The following is a 20948-nucleotide window of genomic DNA, read 5'->3' on the forward strand; positions in this document are numbered from 1 at the left end:
CAGTTACGTATTGCTAAGAGTTAAAACCAAGACCTCGCTGTGCCCTAGCTCCAGCACGCCTGCGCGCGGTCTCGCTCCGCAGACACGACGCGCCGCCACTACGTGGCGGAAACCCGGCAACGCCCGCGTTGCTCACCGGCCGGCTCCGCCGTCCGGTGCGGACAACTCCGTTGTCCGGGGCGCGAATTGCTCCGCAATTCGGCCTGCAGGAATTCGCTCCGCGATTTCCTGGTGGCTGGCTGTCGGATGTGGGATGTGGGATGTGGGATGTGGGATGACGCTACGTCAGTTCCTCACAAGGAATCCTGATGCTTCGTCAGGACTCTTTCGTGTCCGTCTAGTTGAATGTTCACAGCAGGCGAGGCTGGCGGGGCTGGCCGGCATGTATGGCAGAGTCCGCCAGGCAGTGCCTCGGGTTGTCCAGGCCTCCCGCACTCGGTGCACTCCATCAGGGAGCGTTGTCGAGGCACAGAGGCCGCAGACTGTGTGCGGTACTCCGGGACTCGTACTCGTTGTGGTGGAAGTTTGTCGCGCAGCCGACGGGCAACGAAGGCCCGTGGCGCATGCACGACGGGAGGAAGGCCCGTGACGAGAGTCTGGACGAACTGCAACCGGTCAGGGTCACGCTCCAGCCACTGTGCAGCAGCCTCCTCAAGAGACGCGCAATCCGCAGCCGACAACATCAACCTCGGCTCCCTCCAACCGAGTTGGGCCAAGGCCTCGTACGCCTCCGAACGGGGAGCTCCCGGCCCCGCGGAAGGCTTGGGGATGTGCCGGAGCCGTTGCGGATCTGACGCCCTGCCCGTCGCTCGACGCTGCACTGGCACTGGCACTGGCACTGGCACTGGCTCAGGACCGGCGGCACGGCCAGGCGCAGGGCCGAGCGCAGGACCGAGCGCAGGGCCGGGGCTGGGCGCTGACTCGGGGTCAGGCTCTAAATCCGCTTCCGGTTCAGACACAGGCGCGGGCACCGGCGCCAGCGCGGGCACTGGTACCGGGTCGGGGTCAGGGCCGGGTGCATCGTCGGCGAGGAACCGCGCCCACCACTGGTCACTCCGCGCGACGCGGGACCAGTAGGTGAGGGAAACCCAGCGGACCGTGCCGTCTCCTGTGGCGGCTCGGCAGCGTACGCGTCGCAGATGACCGGCCGCGGAGAGCTCCTCAGCGCGCCCCCCACCGCCATCTGCCCGAACAAGGGCTGCTCCTTGGCGAGGGTCTTCACGTCCATCGCGGCCTGTTCCGGCAACGCGTCCACGAAACCTGCCAGGTAACGGCCACGCAGGGACAGATGAGCGAAGCCATCCCCCTTCGGGGATGCTCCGTCACAAACAGTCCGCTTCCCGTACCCCTGGCCGGCCATCGGGTGTGCGGACGACGGTGCTGCCGAGATACAGTCTTCATGAGCCACGGGATCGCCTTTTACGGTCACGAGGTGAGCCCCAAGACCGCCTCTTACGGTCACGGGGTCAGACCCCGGCAGGTGTTGCGAGCACCTGTCCGGGGTCGATTTATGTCACGAACGCTAAACGACCACCACACGGTGTGACAACCCGAACACTAAAAGTCAACACCCCACACCCAGAACACCCTTGACGCCTCGTCCACTCACAAGCCCACACAGCAGACACACAGGCCGACAGGCGGGGAGGGTGGGTGGGTGGGAAAAGAACCCATCCACCCATTCCCTACAAGCACAGCTCGAAGCCCGGATCTCGGAGTTCGACTCTCGAAGCTCAACTCCTCCAAGCTCCACTTCTCGATGCTCGGCCTTCGAGGAGCGGCGCCTCAGTCCCGCCCGAGCACGTGCCCGTAGTACAGCGCTCCCCGCAGTCCGAACAGCCGGGGCGTCAGTGCCTTCGAGCCTGTTCCCGTGCCGTTCGGCAGGGTCCAGACGCCGCCCGTGCTGAGGGTCTGCTCGTACTCCGTGCTGTTCTCGTTGTAGGCGCCGACTGTGACGTCGCCGTCCCCGTCTCCGTCGTAGTCCGCGACCGCCACTGCGGAGCCGAACTCGTCGTTGACCTCCGGTGTTCCCGGAACCCCGCTGGAGCCCTGGTGCCAGGCCGCCGAGCTCGCGGTGCCCGAGGTGTCGAGCAGTCCGTTCGGGCCCGAGGTCAGCACGGTCGCTGAACCGGCGCGGTCGGCCGTTCCGATGGCCTCGGCGGGTGTGCCTGCCACGAGGTCGTCGCGGCCGTCTCCGGTGAGGTCGCCCGCGGCCAGCCTGATGCCGAAGTTGTCGGCTTCCTCGGCGGCGCCCGCGACGCCCGGGGTGTCCTGGCTGAGTGTGTGGTTGCGGGTGCCGAAGGCCTCGGGGCTCGAGGCTCCGTAGAGGACCCGTATCTTGCCGCCCTTGGCGAGTTCGTCGGGGCCGCAGGCTCCGGTGGGACGGTCGGCCTCGGCGGTGATGAGGCAGTGTCCGAGCGCCAGGTCGTCCGCGCCGTCGCCGTCGAAGTCGCCCGCGGCGATGTCGTAACCGGTGGCCGGGGATCTCCAGTACTCCTGCAGAGCCGAGCCGGTCCACCGCCACAGGGTGGTGCGCGAGTAGTCGTTGGAGTAGGAGGAGACTGCCAGCTCGGTGGTGCCGTCGCCGTCGAAGTCGCCGGCCGCCAGCCTGCCCGAGGTGCCGCCGAAGCCGGTGTCGAGGAGGTGGGTGAGCGGCTTGTCCGTGGTGAGCGGGCCCGGCCGCAGGGTGACTTCGCCGAACTCTCCGTGGGTCAGGCCCACCGCCACGTCCGCGGCGCCGTCCCGGGTGAAGTCGCCGACGGCGAGCGAGGCGCCCGCGCCGCCGCCCGCCGGGCCCTGTGCGATGGTCCGGCCGCGCTCGAAGCGGCCGCCGGCCGAGCCGTACAGGACGACCACGGAGCCGTGGTCCTTCGCCGTGTCGCCGACGTCCTCGCCGGGCGCTCCGACGACGACGTCGGTGAGGCCGTCGCCGTCTATGTCGGCCGTCGCCACGGTGCTGCCGAACCGGTCGTTGTCCTCGCTGGTGCCGGGGACTCCGGGGCTGTCCTGGCTGACCGTGGCGGTGGTGGTGCCTGCTCCGCCCGGCCCGCCGTAGAGCACGTGCAGGTAGCCCGCGGACTTCTTGCCGTCGATGTCCCCCCGGTACACGCCGACCACGGCGTCCGCGTAGCCGTCACCGTTGAAGTCGGGTCCCTGGACGCCCGTCGCGGCCACGGCGGGCGAGGCGCCCACTGTGGTGGCGAGTCCCGTCGACGCCAGGACGGTGGCGGCGCCGAGCAGGACGGCGGAGAGTCTCTTGCTGCGCACGGATCGCACGGGTCGTCGCACGGGTACTCCAAATCGGTGGTGTGGAAGGGCAGTTGACGGGCTCGGGCAGGAGCCGGTCCGGGTGCCTAGAGGCCCAGTACCTGGCCGTACTTGATGGCTCCGTCGGGCAGCGCGAAGCCGAACGGGGTCAGCGACTTGCCCTGCGGGTACGTTTCCTCGGTGCTGCTCGGCGCGAACCAGACGCCGCCGGACCTGCGCTCGCCGGCGTTCTCGCCGGGCGCGCTGATCGCGGTGTCCCGCAGGCCGTCGCGGTTGTAGTCGCCGACGGCGACCTGGGCGCCGAAGCGGTCGCTGGCTTCGGCCGTGCCGGGCATGTTCGGGGTGCTCTGGCTGCGGGCCAGGCCGCCGTGGAGGCCCTGGTCGGTGCCGTTCAGGGTGACGTATCCGCCTGCGTCCTTCACGGTGCCGACGTCCTCGCCGGGCACGCCGACCACCAGTTCGGGTCGGCTGTCGCCGTTCAGGTCGCCCGCGGCCAGCGCGGCGCCGAACTCGTCGCCCGTCTCGGCGGTACCGCCGACCTCCGGGCTGGACTGGTTGATGCACTGGTACTCGGTGCCGAACTGCCCGGTCTTCGAGCCGTGGAGAAGGAGCACCGCGCCGCCGGCCAGGTCCTGGCAGTAGGTGTGGTCAGCCTCGAAGTTGGGCTGTATGTTGCCGACCGCGAGGTCGTCCGTGCCGTCCTGGTCGAAGTCCTCGACGGCGAGCGCCTTGCCGTGGTCGATGTCGGACCACCACTGGGCGGGGCCGGCCTGGCCGTCCCAGCGGGTGATGAAGGTGCCGTACTGCTCCATCCCCCTCCAGGTGGTGGCGAGGTCGTCCCGGCCGTCGCCGTCGAAGTCGCCGGTGGCCAGGGCGTCGGTGCGGCCGCCCATGCTGTAGCTGCGCAGGGTGGTGGTGGTCACCGGGTCGGCGGTGAGGGGGCCGGGGCGGAACCGGAGCGAGCCGTGCTCCTCGCCGTTCTCGCCGTACGCGAGGTCGATGTCGCCGTCGCCGTCGTAGTCGCCCGTGGCGACGGTGGTGCCGATGTGGCCGGCCCCGGACGTGCCCCTTGCCACGGTGGTGCCCTGGAAGTCGAGCCCGGGTGTGACCGACAGGACGGTGATGGTGCCCTCGTCCTGGAGCTGGTCGGAGGTGAGCGACTCTCCGTCGGCGCCGACGACGAGCTCGGTGCGTCCGTCGCCGTTCACGTCGAGGGGGGTCAGCGCGGAGCCGAAGCGGTCGCCGGCCTCGGGCGTGCCGGGGATGCCGGCCGTGGCCTGGCTGATGACGCCGGTGGACTGGCTGGGGCTCTGGGGGCCGCCGAAGATCAGGCTGATGTAGCCGGCCTTGGCCTTGCCGTTCACCGTGGCGTCGGGCATGCCGACCGCGATGTCCGCGTAGCCGTCGCCGTTGAAGTCGAACTTGGGTGTGGCGGCGGCCGCGGCGCTTCCGGCGAGCGGCAGGGTCAGTCCGGTGGCGGTGAGTGCCGCTACGGCGGCGGTGGCGGCCAGGGTGCGTACGCGCACGGTGGAACTCCCGTAGTCGAGGGGGAAGGAGATGACGACTTCCGGGGGTGTGACTCGTGTGGCGTACGAAGGGTTGCGTCGAAGTGGCGGGCTGATGAACGCGACTTGGTGGAGGTTTCGTGTGCGGCACGGTGGCGGGCGGGGGCGGGTCAGGGAAGGTCAGGCCGCCGTCTCGTACATCGCGCGGAGGGAGGCTTCCAGGGTGTGGGTCGGGGTCCAGCCCAGGACGGATCGGGCGCGGGTGGTGTCCAGGCAGGTCCAGTCCGCGCCCACTGCCGTGTCCTGGGAGCGGATCTCGCCCGGGCGGAGCACGATCGTGTCCGGGGGGAGGGATGCCGCTGTGACGAGGGCGGTGACGAGGTCGGTGATGGGTGACGCGGTGCCGCTGCCGATGTTGAAGAGGCGTCGGTCCGGGGCGAGGGTGGGGGTCAGGGCGGCGCGTACCACCGCGTCCGCCGCGTCGCGGACGTCGATGTAGTCGCGGCGGGCGTCGGCGAGGGTCAGTTCGATCCGTTCGCCGGGTGTGGTGCGGGCGAGGCGGGCGGCGAGGGAGCCGAGGAAGCCGTCCTGGGTGAGGTGTGGGCCGACTGTGTTGGCGACGCGCAGGACGACGGCGTCGAGGTCCGATGTGAGCACGTGGCGGGAGGCGGCGAGTTTGGTGCGGGCGTAGTCCGTCCGGGGCGCGGGTTCCAGGTGCTCGTCGGCGACGGTGCCGTGGGGCATGGGTCCGTATTCGTGGACCGTGCCGAGCTGGACGAGGCGGGGGCGGTGTGCGGCGGGGAGGAGTTGTAGTGCGCCGGTGAGGTGTTTCACCAGCTGCACGTTGATCCGGTGCTGCTCTTCGCCCCAGCCGAGCGTCGCGTTGACGACGGTGTCGGCGTTCTGGTCCGCCAGGATCTGCGCGAGCTGCTCCTGTGGGCAGTCGGCGGCGTCCAGTGCGAGGAAGGGGTGGGGGGCGGTGTGGGGTGCGGGGCGGCGGGCCACGGCGACGACGTCGATGCCGCGGGCTTCGAAGGCGGCGCACACGTGGCGTCCCATGCAGCCGGTGGCGCCCAGGACGACGGTCTTGGTCATCGGTGGGCCTCGGCGGCGGCGAGGCAGTCCTCGTAGCGCGGCAGGATGCCTCGGGCCTTGGCTTCGGCGAGTGACAGCGAGCCGGTGTCCCGCTGGGAGAAGATGAACCGCATGTCCTTGGGCCAGGGCAGGCCGAGTTCGGGATCGAGCGGGTCGATCTCCCGTTCGAGGTCCGCCCGGTACGGTGTCGAGACGAGATAGGTCATGACCGTGTCGTCTTCGAGAGCGAGGAAGGCGTGGCCGACGCCGTCCGGGATGTAGACGGCGCGGAAGGTCTCGGTGTCCATCTCGACGGTGTCCCACGCGCCGAAGGTCGGGGAGCCGAGGCGTATGTCGACGACGACGTCCAGTCCTCGGCCGCGCGAGCAGTGCACGTACTTGGCCTGGCCGGGTGGGGTGGCCGGGAAGTGGACTCCGCGCATCACGCCGCGTGCCGAGCGGCTGTGGTTGGTCTGGGCGATCGGGAAGGGGTGCCCCAGCACCTCGGTGAACGCCTGCTGCTGGAGCGGGGAGACGAAGAGGCCTCGCTCGTCGCGGAAGACGGGTGGCGTGAACTCGAAGCAGCCGTTCACGGCGAGGTGGCGCACTTCGACGCCGCCGGTGGTGGTGGCGGTGCCGGTCTTCCCGGGCGTGGTCGTCGTCATGATCCCGCTCACTTCGCGTTGCCGGGGGTGGCCGGCGGGAGGACCAGTCGGGCGCCGGTGGGGGCGGCGGCGCGCTCGCGGTCGTCGCGGGTACGGCGCTGGTCAGTGTGCATGTGTCCTCCTGGGGGCCATGACCTTCCGCGTTGCATTCTTGGTGGGGCCGCTCGAGGGCTGGTGGACACGGTGGCCGGTGGTGCTCCGGCGCGACGCTGCTGACCGGGTGTCGTGCTGTGCGCGGCGGCGGGTGCCGTCGCGCACAGCATCGTGGTGCGTGCGTGCCCGTGTGCTCACCAGTGGAGCAGGAGCTCCACCGGGCCGCGTACGAGTGAGCCTTCGCGCCAGGGCACGTCGGTGGCGGTGGTGGCCAGGCGGAGGTCCGGGAAGGCCTTGAGGAGGCTGGAGAGGGCCAGCCTCAGTTCCAGGCGGGCCAGTTGGGCGCCTGTGCAGTGGTGCGGGCCGTGGCCGAACGCGAGGTGCGGGTTGTGGGCACGCTCCAGGTCGAGCTCGTCCGGGTTGTCGAAGATGTCGGCGTCCCGGTTGGCGGAGATCATCGCGGCGATGACGGATTCTCCGGCCGCCAGGAGTGTCCCGCCGATCTCCACGTCCTCGGTGGTCAGGCGGGGCAGTACGTCGCCGCCGCCCAGTGCGATGTAGCGCAGGAGTTCCTCGACAGCGGTGTCCAGGTGCTCCGGGTGTGCGGCGAGCCAGGTCCAGCGGTCCTGGGTCAGCAGGGTGTACACGAAGTTGGACAGTTCGGCGGCGGTGGTCTCGTAGCCGGCGAGCAGGATCGTGCCGGCCAGGCTGATGAGTTCGGCTTCGGTGAGCCGGTCCTCGTCCTCGTCGCGTGCGGCGATCATCTGGGACATCAGGTCGTCGCCGGGGTTCTCGCGCAGCCGGCCGATGTGGCCGAAGAGGTAGGTGCCGAACTCCTCGCCGACCTTCTGCATCTCCTCCGAGGAGGCTGAGCCGTTGCTGAAGGCGACTTCGGCGACGCGCCGGAAGTAGTGCCGGTCCTTCGGCGGGACGCCGAGGAGTTCGCAGATGACGGTCATCGGCAGCGGCATGGAGAAGTGTGCGACGAGGTCCACCGGGCCGCCGTCGGCGGCTTGTGCGCGCAGGCCGGCGATCAGTCCGTCGACGATCTCCTGGACGCGGGGGCGCCAGCGCTGGACGGCGCGCTCGGTGAACGCGCTCGCCACCAGGCGGCGCAGCCGCGTGTGCTCCGGCGGGTCCATGGCCAGCAGGTGCCCGGGGGCGGTGACCTCGCGGACCGTGCGGGGCACGTCGAGGCCGACGGTCGCGGCCCGGGACAGGCGGCGGTCGCTGAGGACCTGCTTGACGTCGGCGTACCGGCTGACGAGGTGGCCCTCTCCGCCGTAGGGCAGTGTCACGCGCTGTACGGGGCACTGCTCGCGCAGCCGGGTGAACTCGGCGGGCACGTCCAGCGGGAGGCCGGGGTCGGACTCGAAGGGGAAGGCGGGGGCCTTGCCGGTGTCCGCCGGGTCGTGCGCGGTGCGCTCGGGGGTGGTGGTCACGCCGGCTCCTTGGCTCCGACGAGGGGACGGTCGGTGGGCGTCGGCTGCTGCTTCTTGGGGCGGCCGAGGCGGAGCATGAGGGGGCGTTCCACGTAGCGGCACAGGGCGAGGCCGGCTGCCTGGGTGAGGACGAGGGTGCCGAGGACGATGCCGAGGCCGGCCCAGAGTCCGTACTTCTCGGTGGGTCCGGCCAGTTCGCGGACGATGGCGAGGACGGGCCAGTGCACGAGGTAGGTGGCGTAGGAGGCGTCGCCGAGGGTGACCCAGCTCTTGCGGGCGAGGAAGGAGGAGCGGCCGTCGATGTCGCGCAGGGCGATGAGGGGGATGAAGAGGCAGACGGTGATGGACAGGACGCCGCTGCTGGCGTAGGTGGCGGGCAGGACGTCGTCGACGGCGAGCCAGACGAGGTAGGTGGCGGCGACGGTGGCGAGGAAGATCCAGCGGGCGCGGATGCGGGGCCACTGGCGGGTCTGGACGATGCGTGCGAGGACGATGCCGAGGAGGAATTCGGGGAGGCGGCTGAGCGGCAGGAAGTAGACCATCCAGGCCTGGTCGAAGGAGAGCGGTGCCCAGAACGGCCAGACGGGGCCGCCGACGAAGGCGTCGATGAGGGCGGGGATGGTGATGATGAGGGCGACGAGGCCGGCGAAGACGCCCCACAGGGCCTTGGCGGGGATCTTCAGGAGGGGGCGGATGAAGAGCGGCAGGGCGAGGTAGAAGGCGATCTCGCAGGAGACCGACCAGTTGATGCCGTACACGCTCATCATGTACGAGGGGTTGGGGATCCAGGCCTGTACGAGGAAGAGGTTGGCGATGGCCGGGCCGACGTCGGTGGGGCCGATGAGTGCCATGGGGCCGACGACGGCGAGCAGGATGAGGGTGAAGGCCCAGACGGCGACGTGGCCGGGGAAGATCTTGGCGGCGCGGGCGCGCCAGTAGCGGGCGAGTCCGTTGCGCCAGGCTTCGCCCCAGGTGAGTACGAAGCCGCTGAGGATGAAGAATGAGGTCAGGGCGGTGGTGCCGTAGGGCCAGATGTGGCCGAGGTCGTTGATGTCCTCGTTCTTGAAGAAGCGGGCGGCGGCGAGGGTGTGGGTCCAGAACACCGCGTTGAACAGGATGAAGCGGTAGCCGGTGAGGGAGGGCAGTTTGGCGATGCCGGCCGAGGATGTGGAGGCTGGTGGGGCTGTTCTGGGCGAGGTGGGGACGGACATCCCGGTCGCTCCCGTCGTGTGTGGTGGGGTGGGGACTGTGTGGCGGTGGCCGGGGCGGGGTGCCTCGGTGGTGCCTGGGTCCCGCTTGGCTGTGGTGTGCCGTGGACGCGGGTGTTCGCCCTGGGTGTGCGGGTGTTGTGGGCTCTGGCCGCGGCCGGGCCGTGGTTTCGCCGTGGGTCTGGGTGACCGAACGGTGTGGGGCCGATAGTGGGTTTCTCGGCTGGAGAACCGTTCGAGTCGTGGTGTATGGCTGTCGGAGCGGGGCGTTGTCCGTCGTTCGCCTCGTTCGCCTGGTCCGGGGTGCTCGCCTCGTTCGCCGTGTTCGCTGTGCTCGTCTGTGGGGGTCTCGCCGTGGGAGGGTGCCGTGTTGCCCCCGTTGCGCCTGCGGGGTCAGGCGTACGCCTTCCAGCCGTCTTCGTCGGTCAGGGCCTGGGTCAGGGCGGTCTGCCAGTCGCGCAGGGGCGGTAGTCCGGCGGTGGTCCAGCGTTCGTGGGAGAGGACGCTCCAGTGGGGGCGGGGTGCGGGTCTGGTGAGTTGTGTGCTGTCGATCGCGCGGACGAGGGAGGGGTCCGCGCCGGTCAGGCGGTACACCTCGCTCGCCAGGCCGTGCCAGCTGACCTGGCCGGTGCTCGTCGCGTGGAAGATGCCGGTGGCGCCGGTGCGGGCGACGTCGAGGATCCGCTGGGCCAGGTCGCCGGTCCAGGTCGGCTGCCCGAACTGGTCGTCGACGACGTCCACCGTGTGGCCTTCCGCGGCGCGGCGGACCATGGTGCCGACGAAGCTGTGGCCGTGGTGGCCGTAGAGCCAGCCGGTGCGGAGCACGGCGGTGCCGGACGGGTGTTCCGTCAGCGCGGCTCGCTCGCCGGCGAGTTTGGTGCGGCCGTATGCGGTGCGGGGGCGGGGTTCGGCGTCCTCGGGGTAGGGGGTGGCGTAGTCCGCGGTGCCGCCTTCGAAGACGTAGTCGGTGGAGATGTGCACCAGTTGCGCGCCGGTGTCGGCGCAGGCGCGGGCCAGGTGGCGCGGTCCGTCCGCGTTGATGCGGTACGCCGATGTCTCGTCGCTCTCGGCGGCGTCGACGGCGGTCATGGCGGCGCAGTTGACGACGACGGCGGGGCGGGTGGCGGCGACGGCTTCGCCGACGGCGCGGGCGTCGGTCACGTCCAGGGCGCCGCGGTCGAGGGCCGTGACCTCTGCTCCGTTCTTCTCGAGCCGTTCGCACAGGGCGCGGCCCAGCATTCCGGCCGCGCCGGTGACCAGCCATGGGGTGTGTCGTGAACTCAGCACGCGGCGATGCTAGTTGCCGGGCGGGGGCCGCAGGAGGCGTCGGGGCGGAAGGTCGAGCGGGTGTCCAGCCGGGCTCCAACGGGACGGCTGAGAGTTCGACGGTGTGACAATTCAACGCGCACACGAAGAGATCCTGAAGCTGATCCTGGCCGCCGAGGGCGGTGCCGAGCAGATCGAGGCGGCGATCCGGGAGGTCGGCCCCGAGCGGACCGCGCACATCCTCGCCGACGAGCTGGTGAACCGGGCGGACCTGCACGAGATCCCGGGCCAGGACGCCGCACCGGTCGACATCCAGCTCGCTCTCGCGTTCGACGGGGCGACGGTCGGGCATGTGATCCGGGCCGGCAAGAGCGCCGAGCACGAGGCGGGGCGGGCCGAGGAGCCGCACGCCACGATCGAGGCGGACCTGGCCGAGCTGCTGCGTGCGGTGCTGGGTCCGTGGCGTGCGCCGGAGGCGCAGGTCCTGCGGATCGTCTGGCACGATCTGGAGAACACGGAGCGGCTCGGCGGCACGATGCACGTCTTCCCCGTCGTCAAGCGTCTGGTGCGGGGGACGACGGGCCGTCACGAGGACCTGGGCGAGCTGTCGCTGCGTCAGGGTTCGGACAAGTGGGGCCTGCACTTCTACACGCCGCACTACGAGCGGCACTTCGGGCCGCTGCGCGACCGTCCGCTGAAGATTCTGGAGCTGGGCATCGGCGGGTACGGCAACCCGGCCTCCGGTGGCGGTTCGCTGCGGATGTGGAAGCGTTTCTTCCCGCGTGCGGTCATCTACGGTGTCGATGTCTTCGACAAGGCTCCGCTGCGTGAGCAGCGCATCCACACGATCGAGGGCGATCTGTCGGACGAGGGGTTCCTGCAGTCGCTGGGCCGTGACCTCGGTCCGTTCGACATCGTCATCGACGATGCCAGCCACGGGAACTCCGACCTGATCGCCGCCTTCAAGTCGCTGTTCCCGTACGTGCGTCCGGGCGGGCTGTTCGCGGCCGAGGACCTGCAGACCTCGTACTGGCCGGGGTACGGGGGCAGCTCGCGGGAGCTGAGTTCGCCGGCCACCTCGATGGGGTTCCTGAAGACGCTGCTGGACGGTCTCAACCATGAGGAGCGCGAGCACCCGGAGGGTCACGAGCCGTCGCAGACGGACCTGACGCTGACGGGCGCGCACTTCTACCCGAGCCTGGCCGTGTTCGAGAAGGGTGTGAACGCGGAGGGTGCGAGTGCCTCGTGGATCCCGCGCCAGAAGATGTCCTATGAGGAGATGTCCGCCGTGGACTGGGGTGAGGGTCTCACTGCCGACCACGCGGACGAGGACGGCGGGCAGTAGGCGGGGCCGCCGCACCCGGCGCCGCCTTCAGGGATGCCGGGTGCAGGCGTCCTTGAAGGCGGCGCCGGTGGTGCCGGCGCCGCGCCGCGCGGCGGGGCGGTTCAGGTCCGCAGGCCGGCCTTCTCCAGGGCCTGGGCGGCGTGGGCGAGTACGCGCCTGCGGCCCTCGAGGTCTGTCGCGTTCGCGGAGGCCAGCACGCTCAGTGTGGTGACTCCGGCCTCGGACCAGGCGTGCAGCCGGTCGGCGATGCGGCCGACGGGGCCGAGCAGGGCGGTGCGGTCGATGAAGCCCAGGGGGATCGCGGCGGCCGCGCCGGCGCGGTCGCCGGCGGCCAGGCGTTCCTGGAAGGCGTCGATGCCGCTGTCGAAGCCCATCCTGCGGGCCAGCCCGCAGTAGAAGTTGTCGGCTCCGCCGACGGCGAGCAGGAGCGCGTAGTGGGCTCGCAGTTCGTCCGCCGCTTGGGCCGGGTCGTCGGCGACGGAGACGGCGACGTACGGGATGACTTCGAAGCCGTCCGCGGTGCGGCCGGCGCGCTCGTGGCCGGCGGCGAGCTGCCGCACGGAGTCGGTGACGAGTTCGGGTGTGGTGAAGCCGCTGACCCATCCGTCGGCGATCTCGCCGGCCAGGCGCAGGCTCTGTGGTCCGACAGCGCCCAGGTAGAGGGGGATGCGGGGCTCGGGCAGTTCGGTGTGCAGGTGCAGCGGGGCGCCCTGCAGGCCGTGGGCGGGCAGTTGGAAGTGGGTGCCGTCGTGGCGGACGGGGCCGCCGGCGAGGGCGCGGCGGACGATGTCGACGTACTCGCGGGTGCGGCCGAGCGGGTGGGCGAAGTCGACGCCGTACCAGCCGTCGGAGATGTGCGGGTTGGAGACGCCGAGGCCGAGCCGGAAGCGGCCGCCGCTGAGGGCGTGGAGGGTGGCGGCGGCCAGGGCGGTGGCGCCCGGCGGGCGGGCGGGGATCTGCATGACGCCCGAGCCGATCGCGATGCGGGTGGTCGCTCCGGCGACCAGGCCGAGCACGCTCACCGCGTCGGAGCGGGGGCTCTCGGCGGCCAGGACGAGGTCGTAGTCGAGCCGTTCGGCCTCGCGGGCCAGTTCTCCCGCCCCCTGGTAGGTGAGGTTGGCGGCTAGACGCATGTCGGGACTTCCTCTCGGGTCCGGGTGTCGATGAGTTCGTGTGCTGCCGACAGCTGCTCGCGGTCGCCCTCGGGGGTGCGGGAGCGGACGGGCAGCAGGGCGACGGCTTCGCTGTGTCCGCGCTTCACGTCGGGGTGGCGGCGCGCGAGGGTGGTGAGTCCTTGGCCGGGGCCGGCCTCGATGAGCAGGTGGGGGCCTGTGGCGAGGAGTCTGTCCAGGGTGGGCCAGAACAGGACGGGTGCGACGGGGTGGCTCGCCCACAGCGCCGGGTCGCGTACGGAGCGGGCGTCGAGGGGGCCGCCGGTGAACGCCGACCACAGGGGGATGGCGGGCGGGTGCGCGGTCACGTTCCGGTACAGCGTCAGGTCGGCGAAGTGCGGTGCGAGGACCGGGCTGTGGAACGGGTGGTGGGCGGCGACGGGCAGGATGGTGATTCCGGCCTCGCGCAGTTCGGCGCTGATGGCGCGCAGTGGGGCGGTGTGGCCGGCGAGCACGGTCTGGCGGGGTGCGTTGAGGGCGCCGACGGCGATCTCGGGGTGGCGTGCCAGATGGGGGCGTACGTCCTCGGGTGTGCCGGCCACGGTGAGCAGGCCGCCTGCGGGGGTCGGCGCTATGCGGTCGACGCGGTCGCGCATGATGGCCACCGCTTCCGGCAGGGAGAACACTCCGGCGAGTGTCGCCGCGACGAGTTCGCCGACGCTGTGGCCGAGCAGGGCGACGGGGCGCACGCCCCAGGAGAGCACGGTGCGGCCGAGCGCGTGGCCGAGGGCGAACAGGAGGGGCTGGGCGCGGCGTACGTCGTCGACGGGGACGGCCGGGTGCTGGGCCAGCCAGTCCGAGCGCAGTTCGTCGGCGTTGCCGAACAGGACGAGGGCCTCGTCGACGGCGTCGGTGAACACCTCGTCGTGGCCGTAGAGGCCGGCGGCCATGCGCGCGTACTGCGCTCCCTGGCCGGGGAACAGGAGCACCGCGTCCGCGGGTGCCTGGGGGGACGGCTTCATGGGGCTCTCCATGCGCGGGCCTTCCTCGTCCGGCGATGTGTCCTCGTCAACCTGCCGCGTGCGCGTGGAGGGCTGCTCGAGAAGTGGTGTACCGGCGGTCGGGCCTCTCCCGTGGCTCCAGGGCGGGTCCACCTGTGGTCGACCCGGTGCCGGGAGGATCGGCGGGCCGGCCGACTTGCGGCCCAGTTCCCGGGGAGGGTTTCCGACTGTGCGGTGGGATGACGTCTACCTGCGCGCGAGTGCCGTGCACCTGCCGGCGGTGATGCCCGCCGACACCGCGGTCGGTCTCGGTCTGATCGACGCGGTGTCCGTGAAGCGGATGCAGAGCACGGGCGTGACCGTCGGTGAGGAGAGTCCCCCGGACATGGCGGCGGCAGCGGCCCGTGCGGCGTTGCTGCGCTCCGGTGTCGCGCCCGAGGACATCACGCTGGTGCTGCACGCGTCCCTGTACTACCAGGGGTACGACATGTGGGCGCCGGCGTCGTACGTCCAGCGCACGGGTGTCGGCAACCGGTGCCCCGCGATGGAGGTGCGGCAGACGTCCAACGGTGGGATGGCCGCGCTCGAACTGGCCGCCGCGCACCTCACCGCCACCGGGGGGCCCGCTGCTCTGATCACCACCGCCGACCGGTTCTGTGCGCCCGGCATCGACCGCTGGCTCACCGATCCGGGCACCGTCCTCGCGGACGGTGCGACCGCGGCGGTCGTCGCCCGCGGCGACGGCTTCGCCCGGCTCCTGTCGCTGGTCCTGGTCTCGGAGCCGGGTCTGGAGGAGATGCACCGCGGTGAGGACCCGCCGGGTGACGCCTCGCTGGCCGTGCGCAGTCCCATCGACTTCGGCGCCACGACCCGCGTCTATCTGCGCACGCCCGAGGGGCAGCGTTCGGTCGCCCGGATGGCCGCCGCGCAGACGGAGGCGCTCGAGCGGGCGCTGGAGGAGGCGGGTTCGGAGATGGACGGCATCGACTGGTTCCTGCTGCCGCACCTGGGGCGGCGCCGGCTGGACGTCAACTTCTTCCGCCGTTACGGGATCGACCCGGACCGCACGCTGTGGTCCTGGAGCCGTGGCATCGGCCATCTGGGGGCCGGCGACCAGTTCGCGGGCCTGACGCATCTGGTGGAGACCGGGCGTGCCCGGCCGGGCCAGCGTGCCCTGCTGGCGGGGGTCGGGGGCGGGTTCACGTGGTCGGCGGCGGTGGTCGAGTTCACGGACGCGCCCCAGTGGGCGGCGTCCGGCGGCGATCGAGCGGACCTATAGCCGGGCACCGCAGAGTCCGAAAAGTGAGGCCGCCCTGTCAGCCGCGGCCGGAACACGAGAGGGAGAAAGCTCCATGAACATCGATGATCTCCGTAGGATCCTCGTCGAGTGCGCGGGCGATGACGGGACCGGGAGCCTTGACGGCGACATTCTCGACACCCCCTTCGCCGACCTCGGCTACGACTCGCTGGCTCTGATGGAGACGGCGAGCCGTATCAAGCAGGAGTTCGGCGTGGTCATCCTCGACGAGGACATCGCCACGGTGGAGACGCCGCGGGTCCTGCTGAGGATCGTCTCGGACCTCGCGAGCTCGCCGGCCGCAGCCGCATGACCGGCCGGCGCCACACGGTCATCACGGGCATCGGCGTCCTCGCCCCCGGCGGCAACGGCACGAAGGCGTTCTGGGACCTGATGACGGCAGGCCGCACCGCGACCCGCCGCATCGCCGCGTTCGATCCGTCCGAGTTCCGCTCCCAGGTCGCGGGAGAGGTCGACTTCGACGCGGAGGCCCAGGGGCTGGGGCATCGCGAGATCCGCCGCCTGGACCGGGCATCGCAGTTCGCCGTCGTCACGGCGCGTGAGGCGCTGGAGGACAGCGGCCTCGACCTGGACACGGTCGACCCGTCGCGCACGGGCGTGAGCATCGGTACGGCGATCGGTGCGGCCACCAGTCTGGAGCGGGAGTACCTGGTGCTCTCCGACTCGGGCAAGGACTGGCTGGTCGACCACCGCTACGCCTCCCCGCACCTGTTCGACTACTTCACCCCGGCCACGATCGCCACCGAGGTCGGCTGGGACATGCGTGCCGAGGGCCCGGTCAACACCGTGTCCACGGGCTGCACTTCGGGCATCGACGCGGTCGGCAACGCCCATCAGCTGATCTCCGAGGGCAGCGCGGACATCGTCTTCGCCGGAGCGACGGAGGCGGCGATCACCCCGCTGGCGATCGCCTGCTTCGACGCGATCAAGGCGACGACTCCGCGCAACGACGACCCCGCGACCGCGGCCCGCCCCTTCGACCGGACCCGCAACGGTTTCGTCATCGCCGAGGGCGCCGCCATGTTCGTCCTCGAGGAGTACGAGCACGCCAGGCGCCGCGGGGCGAAGATCTACGGAGAGATCGCCGGCTACGCCAACCGCTGCAACGGCTACCACATGACGGGGCTCAGCCCGCACGGCCGCGAGATGGCCACGGCCATCACCTCGGCGATGGACGAGGGCGGCATCGACAAGGACGGCCTCGACTACATCAACGCGCACGGCTCGGGCACCAAGCAGAACGACCTGCACGAGACGGGCGCGTTCAAGCGCGCGCTCGGCGAGCACGCCTACGGCACTCCGGTCAGCTCGATCAAGTCGATGATCGGTCACTCGCTGGGGGCCATCGGCTCCATCGAGATCGCGGCGTGCGCCCTGGCCATCGAGCACGGGGTGATCCCGCCGACGGCCAACCTGCACGAGAAGGACCCGGAGTGCGACCTCGACTACGTGCCGCTGACGGCGCGGGAGGCGCGGGTCGACACCGCCTTGACGGTCGGCAGCGGCTTCGGCGGGTTCCAGAGCGCGATGGTGCTGCGCAAGTGGCGAGGAGCGAAGCGATGACCGTGGTGTTCACCGGACTCGGTGCGATGGCCCCCAACGGCCAGTCCACCGAGGAGTTCTGGACGGCGACGCTGGAGCAGCGCAGCGGGATCGCGCCGCTGGAGCGCTTCGACGCCGCGCAGTACCCGTCGCGGCTCGCCGGCCAGATCCGCGACTTCAAGGCCGAGCAGCTGCTGCCGGGCCGGCTGCTGCCGCAGACCGACCGGGTGACCCGGCTGGCGCTGGTGGCGGCCGAGGCGGCGATCGAGGACTGCGGGGCCGACCTCCAGTCCCTGCCGGACCTCGACATGGGGGTGATCTCCTCGAACGCGCACGGCGGTTTCGAGTTCACCCACAAGGAGATCCAGAAGCTCTGGACGAAGGGGCCCGAGAGCGTCAGCGTGTACGAGTCGTTCGCCTGGTTCTGCGCGGCGAACACCGGCCAGATCTCCATCCGCCACGGCATGCGCGGCTCCGGCAGTGTGCTGGTCGCCGACCAGTCGGGCGGTCTGGACGCGCTCGCGCTCGCCCGGCGCACCATCCGCCGCGGCACCCCGTTCACCATCGCCGGCGGCGTCGAGTCCTCGTACGACCCGTGGGGCTGGGTGTCGCACCTGGCGACCGGGCGCATCAGCGAGGCCGAGGACGCGGACCGCGCCTACCTGCCCTTCGACGCCGCGGCGAGCGGGTACGTGCCGGGCGAGGGCGGCGCGTACCTGGTCCTGGAGGACGCGGAGACGGCCCGCGGGCGTGGTGCCACGGTGTACGGCGAGCTGGCGGGCCATGCGGCGACGTTCGATCCGCGTCCCGGGTCCGGGCGCCCGCCGGCGCTGGCCTCGGCCATCCGCGGTGCCCTCAAGGACGCGGGCATCACGGCCGGGGACGTCGACGTGGTGTTCGCCGACGCGAGCGGTGTGCCGGAGCTGGACCGCATCGAGGCGGACGCGCTCGCCGGGATCTTCGGCCCGCGCGGTGTGCCGGTGACGGCGCCCAAGACGCTGACCGGCCGCCTGTACGCGGGCGGGGCGCCCCTCGATGTCGTCGCCGCGCTGCTGTCGCTGCGCGACGGGGTGATCCCCGCGACGGCGCATGTCGCCGACGTTCCCGAGGAGTACGCGCTGGACCTCGTCACGGGGCAGCCGCGCCGCGCGGAGCTGCGCACGGCGCTGGTGGTCGCCCGCGGCAACGGGGGCTACAACTCGGCGATGGTGGTGCGCTCGTGAAGATTCTGTTCGCCGCGGCCCCCGGCTACGGTCTGATGCTGCCGCTGGTCCCACTGGTGTGGGCCGCCCGCGCCGCGGGGCACGAGATCCTCGTCGCCACCACCGCGTACATGACGAAGGTGGGCCCCGAGTGGGGGCTGCCGATCGCGGATGTCTTCCCGCACCGCGATGTGGGCGGAGACCTGATGCTGGCCTCCTCCGGGCAGGCGCCCGAGCCCGGCACGCCCGAGTACGAGGACCCGCGGCTGCCCGCCGGCTACTGGGACCTGGCCAAGCAGGTCAAGCCGTTCGAGCTGTTCACGCTCGTCTCCACCGAGGGCACAGTCGAGGCGGGCCGCGACTTCGGCGCCGATCTGATCGTGTACACCTCGGACCATCAGGCGGGCCGGATGGCGGCCGTCGCGCTCGGGATTCCGGCGCTCGAGGTCGGCAACCGGGTCTCCTGGTCGACGCGTGACCCGGAGTTCAACGAGGCGGACGACCACAACGACCGCACCGGTGTCGTCCCCGACGACTCCCCCGTGGTGCTGGGGCTGCGCGAGCGGCTCGGCATCGGTGACCGCGAGCCGGAGCTGATCGCCCGCGTCGACCCGCGGGCGCCCAGCATGGGCGGTCTGACGCGGGACGAGGCGGACGGACGCGACGGGGTGCCCTGGTGGCCGATGCGCTACGTGCCCTTCAACGGCGGTGTGACGCTGCCCGAGTGGGCGCTGGTGACTCCGGACCGGCCGCGGATCTGTCTCACCCTGGGCACGGTCGTCCCGCTGCTCTCGGACGGCGGGACACTGGGTTCGCTGCTGCGGTGGCTGGGGGAACTGGACGTCGAGGTGGTCCTCGCGGACCATTCGACGGACCTGTCCAAGCTGGGTCCGCTGCCGGACAACGTACGGGTCGCGGGCTTCCTGCCGCTGTCCACGTTCCTCGACACCTGCTCGCTGGTGATCCATCACGGCGGCTCGGGCACGGCGGCGGCGGCCCTGCACTACGCGGTGCCGCAGCTGGTGCTGCCCGGCGGCTCCGACAACCCGCTGATCGCGCAGAGGGTGGTGGACCGGAAGGTCGGGCTGTCCCTGGACCCGGCGGAGGCCGACGCACCGCGCCTGTGCGCACTCGTGGGCCGGCTCCTGGCGGAGCGCTCGTTCGCCGATACGGCGGCCGAGGTCAGCGCGGAGATGGCGGGGCAGCCGAGTCCCGCGCAGGTTCTCGACCGCGCCGTGCGGTCCGTACACCCCACTTCATGACGTCCTGCGATTCATGACGTCCGTCTTCCGATCAGGAGCTCTTGTGACCACGACGACTCTGGCGACCGGCCGGTCGCGCAGCATCAGCGAACTCTACGCAGAGGTCCAGCAGTTCTATGCCGGGCAGGTGCGTCTTCTGGACACCATGCAGGCCGACGCGTTCGCCGACTCGTTCACCGAGGACGGCGTGTTCGACCACCGTCCGGGCGCCGACCCGCTGGTCGGCCGCGCGGCGATCTCCGCGGCGATCCGCGCCTACCAGGAGACCAAGCACGCGGTCGATCCGGTGCAGCGCCGCCACTGGTTCAACATGGTGCAGGTCTTCCCGCAGGACGACGGCTCGATCCGTACCGAGTACTACGCCGTGGTCTACCAGACCCGCCCGAACGTCTCGGAGCCGCTGGTGGGCCCGAGCTGCTTCGTGACCGACGTGCTGGAGTTCGAGGGGGACGAGCTGCGCACCAGGTTCCGCAAGGTCAGCCCGGACTACGAGGTCTGACCCGCGCGCACGGAGCGCGGACGAGGAGAAGGGGGGCGGCCCGTTCGGCGGGCCGCCCCCTTCGCCGTACGGGTCAGGCGAGGCAGCAGGGCGGCCCGCCGTGGTAGGCGATCATCTCGCCGAGGGCCGTCTCCATGACCGGCATGGGCAGCGGGTCCTCGGGGCCGGCGCCGTCCAGCTCGGCGTAGGCCCGGTGCAGGTTGGGCACCAGTCGCTCGGCGTCCAGCAGCCCGCCGTACGGGCCGGGGCCGGCCTCGGCGGCGGCCTGCGCGGGGGTCAGGCCCGCCGCGTGCCCCTCGGCGGCCACCCGCTGGACGTGACGCAGGTACCCCTCGACGACGTCGAAGACCTCGGGCCCCGAGACGGCGCCGTGACCCGGTACGACGGTCGTGGCCCCGAACGCCCGCAGCCGGTCCAGGGCGGCCAGCGATCCGGCGATCGAGCCCATCAGGCAGAACGGCGTCACCCCGTTCATGACGAGATCGCCGGTGAACAGGACCTTCTGGCGGGGCAGCCACACGACCGTGTCGTTGGAGGTGTGCGCGGGCCCGACGTGCTCCAGTTCGGCCCGCAGGGAGCCGATGTGGAGGGTCAGGCCGTCGCGGAAGGTCAGCGCCGGCGGGGCGAGCTCGATGCCGCCCCACTCCACGTCCGGCCACAGTCCGGTCAGGTGCAGTCCGGCGGCGACCATCTCGGTGCGGGTCCGCTCGTGGCCTACGACGAGCGCCTCGGGGAACAGGTAGTTGCCGAAGGCGTGGTCGCCGTGGAAGTGCGTGGTGACGACGGCGCGCGGCGCGGCCGGGTTGAGGGCGAGGGCGCTCGCGCGCAGGTGGCGGGCGCGGGCCTCGGTGGCGGCGGTGTCGACGAGGGCGCTCTCGCCCTCGGAGACGAGGATGCCCGCGTTGTTCAGGCACCAGCCGCCCGGCGGCTGGAGATAGGCGTGGACGCCGTCGGCCACCTCGACGACCTCGGCGAAGGGGGCGGGCACCCGGGACGTCCCGGGCTCCGCGGCGCGGGGGGCGGTGATGCTGGGCGGCACGGCCGTTCTCCTCACATGGCTTGCGACAGTGCCCCGAGTCTCGTGCGCTCTGCTCGCAGCCCGGTCGAGGACGCCGCGAGCCCTCTCCAGCCGACCTTGAGCTCGTCG

At 71.5% G+C, this 20948-nt stretch carries 17 protein-coding genes; 7 read left to right on the top strand and 10 right to left on the bottom strand.

The genetic code is table 11. The features are described 5' to 3' along the window. Positions 1-1785: 1785 nt before the first annotated feature. The 7 genes from IAG42_RS35880 to rfbD form a co-directional block, all read right to left on the bottom strand. Entirely contained in the window at positions 1786-3267 is a 1482-nt protein-coding gene (locus IAG42_RS35880) for an FG-GAP-like repeat-containing protein (RefSeq protein WP_188341803.1), read from the bottom strand. Positions 3268-3353: 86 nt separating this feature from the next. Next, positions 3354-4793: an FG-GAP-like repeat-containing protein gene (locus IAG42_RS35885; protein WP_188341804.1), complete on the bottom strand. Its 1440-nt coding sequence runs from the start codon at positions 4791-4793 to the stop codon at positions 3354-3356. 159 nt (positions 4794-4952) lie between these two features. Beyond that, positions 4953-5867 (bottom strand): NAD-dependent epimerase/dehydratase family protein, encoded by a 915-nt coding sequence (locus IAG42_RS35890; protein WP_188341805.1) that lies wholly within the window; start codon positions 5865-5867, stop codon positions 4953-4955. Then, entirely contained in the window at positions 5864-6511 is a 648-nt protein-coding gene (locus IAG42_RS35895) for a dTDP-4-dehydrorhamnose 3,5-epimerase family protein (RefSeq protein ID WP_188341806.1), read from the bottom strand. The genes IAG42_RS35890 and IAG42_RS35895 overlap by 4 nt, the downstream gene beginning before the upstream one ends. Positions 6512-6798: 287 nt before the next feature. Further along, entirely contained in the window at positions 6799-8046 is a 1248-nt protein-coding gene (locus IAG42_RS35900) for a cytochrome P450 (RefSeq protein ID WP_188341807.1), read from the bottom strand. Next, positions 8043-9257 (bottom strand): acyltransferase family protein, encoded by a 1215-nt coding sequence (locus IAG42_RS35905; protein ID WP_188341808.1) that lies wholly within the window; start codon positions 9255-9257, stop codon positions 8043-8045. The genes IAG42_RS35900 and IAG42_RS35905 overlap by 4 nt, the downstream gene beginning before the upstream one ends. A gap of 390 nt (positions 9258-9647) precedes the next feature. Then, a complete protein-coding gene (gene rfbD / locus IAG42_RS35910) occupies positions 9648-10541 on the bottom strand; it encodes a dTDP-4-dehydrorhamnose reductase (protein ID WP_223206475.1) in 894 nt (297 codons plus the stop codon). 103 nt (positions 10542-10644) lie between these two features. Here rfbD and IAG42_RS35915 point away from each other — a divergent pair, with 103 nt between their 5' ends. Next, on the top strand, positions 10645-11865 hold the full coding sequence (locus IAG42_RS35915; RefSeq protein ID WP_188341809.1) for a class I SAM-dependent methyltransferase: 1221 nt from the start codon (positions 10645-10647) through the stop codon (positions 11863-11865). Positions 11866-11966: 101 nt separating this feature from the next. Here IAG42_RS35915 and IAG42_RS35920 read toward each other — a convergent pair whose 3' ends face one another. Together IAG42_RS35920 and IAG42_RS35925 are read right to left on the bottom strand one after the other, a co-directional pair. Further along, entirely contained in the window at positions 11967-12998 is a 1032-nt protein-coding gene (locus IAG42_RS35920) for an LLM class flavin-dependent oxidoreductase (RefSeq protein ID WP_188341810.1), read from the bottom strand. Further along, complete coding sequence (locus IAG42_RS35925) at positions 12989-13999, bottom strand: acyltransferase domain-containing protein (protein ID WP_188341811.1); 1011 nt, start codon at positions 13997-13999, stop codon at positions 12989-12991. The genes IAG42_RS35920 and IAG42_RS35925 overlap by 10 nt, the downstream gene beginning before the upstream one ends. A gap of 208 nt (positions 14000-14207) precedes the next feature. Here IAG42_RS35925 and IAG42_RS35930 point away from each other — a divergent pair, with 208 nt between their 5' ends. From IAG42_RS35930 to IAG42_RS35955, 6 genes are all read left to right on the top strand, one after another. Beyond that, positions 14208-15257, top strand: a complete 1050-nt coding sequence (locus tag IAG42_RS35930) for a ketoacyl-ACP synthase III family protein (protein ID WP_188341812.1) — start codon at positions 14208-14210, stop codon at positions 15255-15257. A gap of 73 nt (positions 15258-15330) precedes the next feature. Next, positions 15331-15588 (top strand): acyl carrier protein, encoded by a 258-nt coding sequence (locus IAG42_RS35935; RefSeq protein ID WP_188341813.1) that lies wholly within the window; start codon positions 15331-15333, stop codon positions 15586-15588. Further along, positions 15585-16859 (top strand): beta-ketoacyl-[acyl-carrier-protein] synthase family protein, encoded by a 1275-nt coding sequence (locus tag IAG42_RS35940; protein ID WP_188341814.1) that lies wholly within the window; start codon positions 15585-15587, stop codon positions 16857-16859. Before IAG42_RS35935 ends, IAG42_RS35940 begins: the two co-directional genes overlap by 4 nt. Next, complete coding sequence (locus IAG42_RS35945) at positions 16856-18061, top strand: ketosynthase chain-length factor (RefSeq protein ID WP_188341815.1); 1206 nt, start codon at positions 16856-16858, stop codon at positions 18059-18061. The genes IAG42_RS35940 and IAG42_RS35945 overlap by 4 nt, the downstream gene beginning before the upstream one ends. Beyond that, positions 18058-19302, top strand: coding sequence for a glycosyltransferase (locus IAG42_RS35950; protein WP_188341816.1), 1245 nt, complete (start codon positions 18058-18060; stop codon positions 19300-19302). The genes IAG42_RS35945 and IAG42_RS35950 overlap by 4 nt, the downstream gene beginning before the upstream one ends. Positions 19303-19345: 43 nt before the next feature. Next, the gene (locus tag IAG42_RS35955; RefSeq protein WP_223206476.1) at positions 19346-19801 is read left to right on the top strand and encodes a nuclear transport factor 2 family protein; all 456 of its coding nucleotides are present in this window, start codon (positions 19346-19348) and stop codon (positions 19799-19801) included. Positions 19802-19874: 73 nt separating this feature from the next. Here IAG42_RS35955 and IAG42_RS35960 read toward each other — a convergent pair whose 3' ends face one another. After that, on the bottom strand, positions 19875-20840 hold the full coding sequence (locus tag IAG42_RS35960) for an MBL fold metallo-hydrolase (RefSeq protein WP_394811299.1): 966 nt from the start codon (positions 20838-20840) through the stop codon (positions 19875-19877). Between the last annotated feature and the right edge of the window lie 108 nt (positions 20841-20948).

This window comes from Streptomyces xanthii (assembly GCF_014621695.1).
In the GTDB taxonomy this organism is placed as follows: domain Bacteria; phylum Actinomycetota; class Actinomycetes; order Streptomycetales; family Streptomycetaceae; genus Streptomyces; species Streptomyces xanthii.

Bases quoted from the DNA above. Each gene is read 5' to 3' on its own strand.
- IAG42_RS35890 (WP_188341805.1), bottom strand. From the start codon at position 5,867: ATGACCAAGACCGTCGTCCTGGGCGCCACCGGCTGCATGGGACGCCAC.
- IAG42_RS35895 (WP_188341806.1), bottom strand. From the start codon at position 6,511: ATGACGACGACCACGCCCGGGAAGACCGGCACCGCCACCACCACCGGC.
- IAG42_RS35905 (WP_188341808.1), bottom strand. From the start codon at position 9,257: ATGTCCGTCCCCACCTCGCCCAGAACAGCCCCACCAGCCTCCACATCC.
- IAG42_RS35920 (WP_188341810.1), bottom strand. From the start codon at position 12,998: ATGCGTCTAGCCGCCAACCTCACCTACCAGGGGGCGGGAGAACTGGCC.
- IAG42_RS35925 (WP_188341811.1), bottom strand. From the start codon at position 13,999: ATGAAGCCGTCCCCCCAGGCACCCGCGGACGCGGTGCTCCTGTTCCCC.
- IAG42_RS35935 (WP_188341813.1), top strand. From the start codon at position 15,331: ATGAACATCGATGATCTCCGTAGGATCCTCGTCGAGTGCGCGGGCGAT.
- IAG42_RS35940 (WP_188341814.1), top strand. From the start codon at position 15,585: ATGACCGGCCGGCGCCACACGGTCATCACGGGCATCGGCGTCCTCGCC.
- IAG42_RS35945 (WP_188341815.1), top strand. From the start codon at position 16,856: ATGACCGTGGTGTTCACCGGACTCGGTGCGATGGCCCCCAACGGCCAG.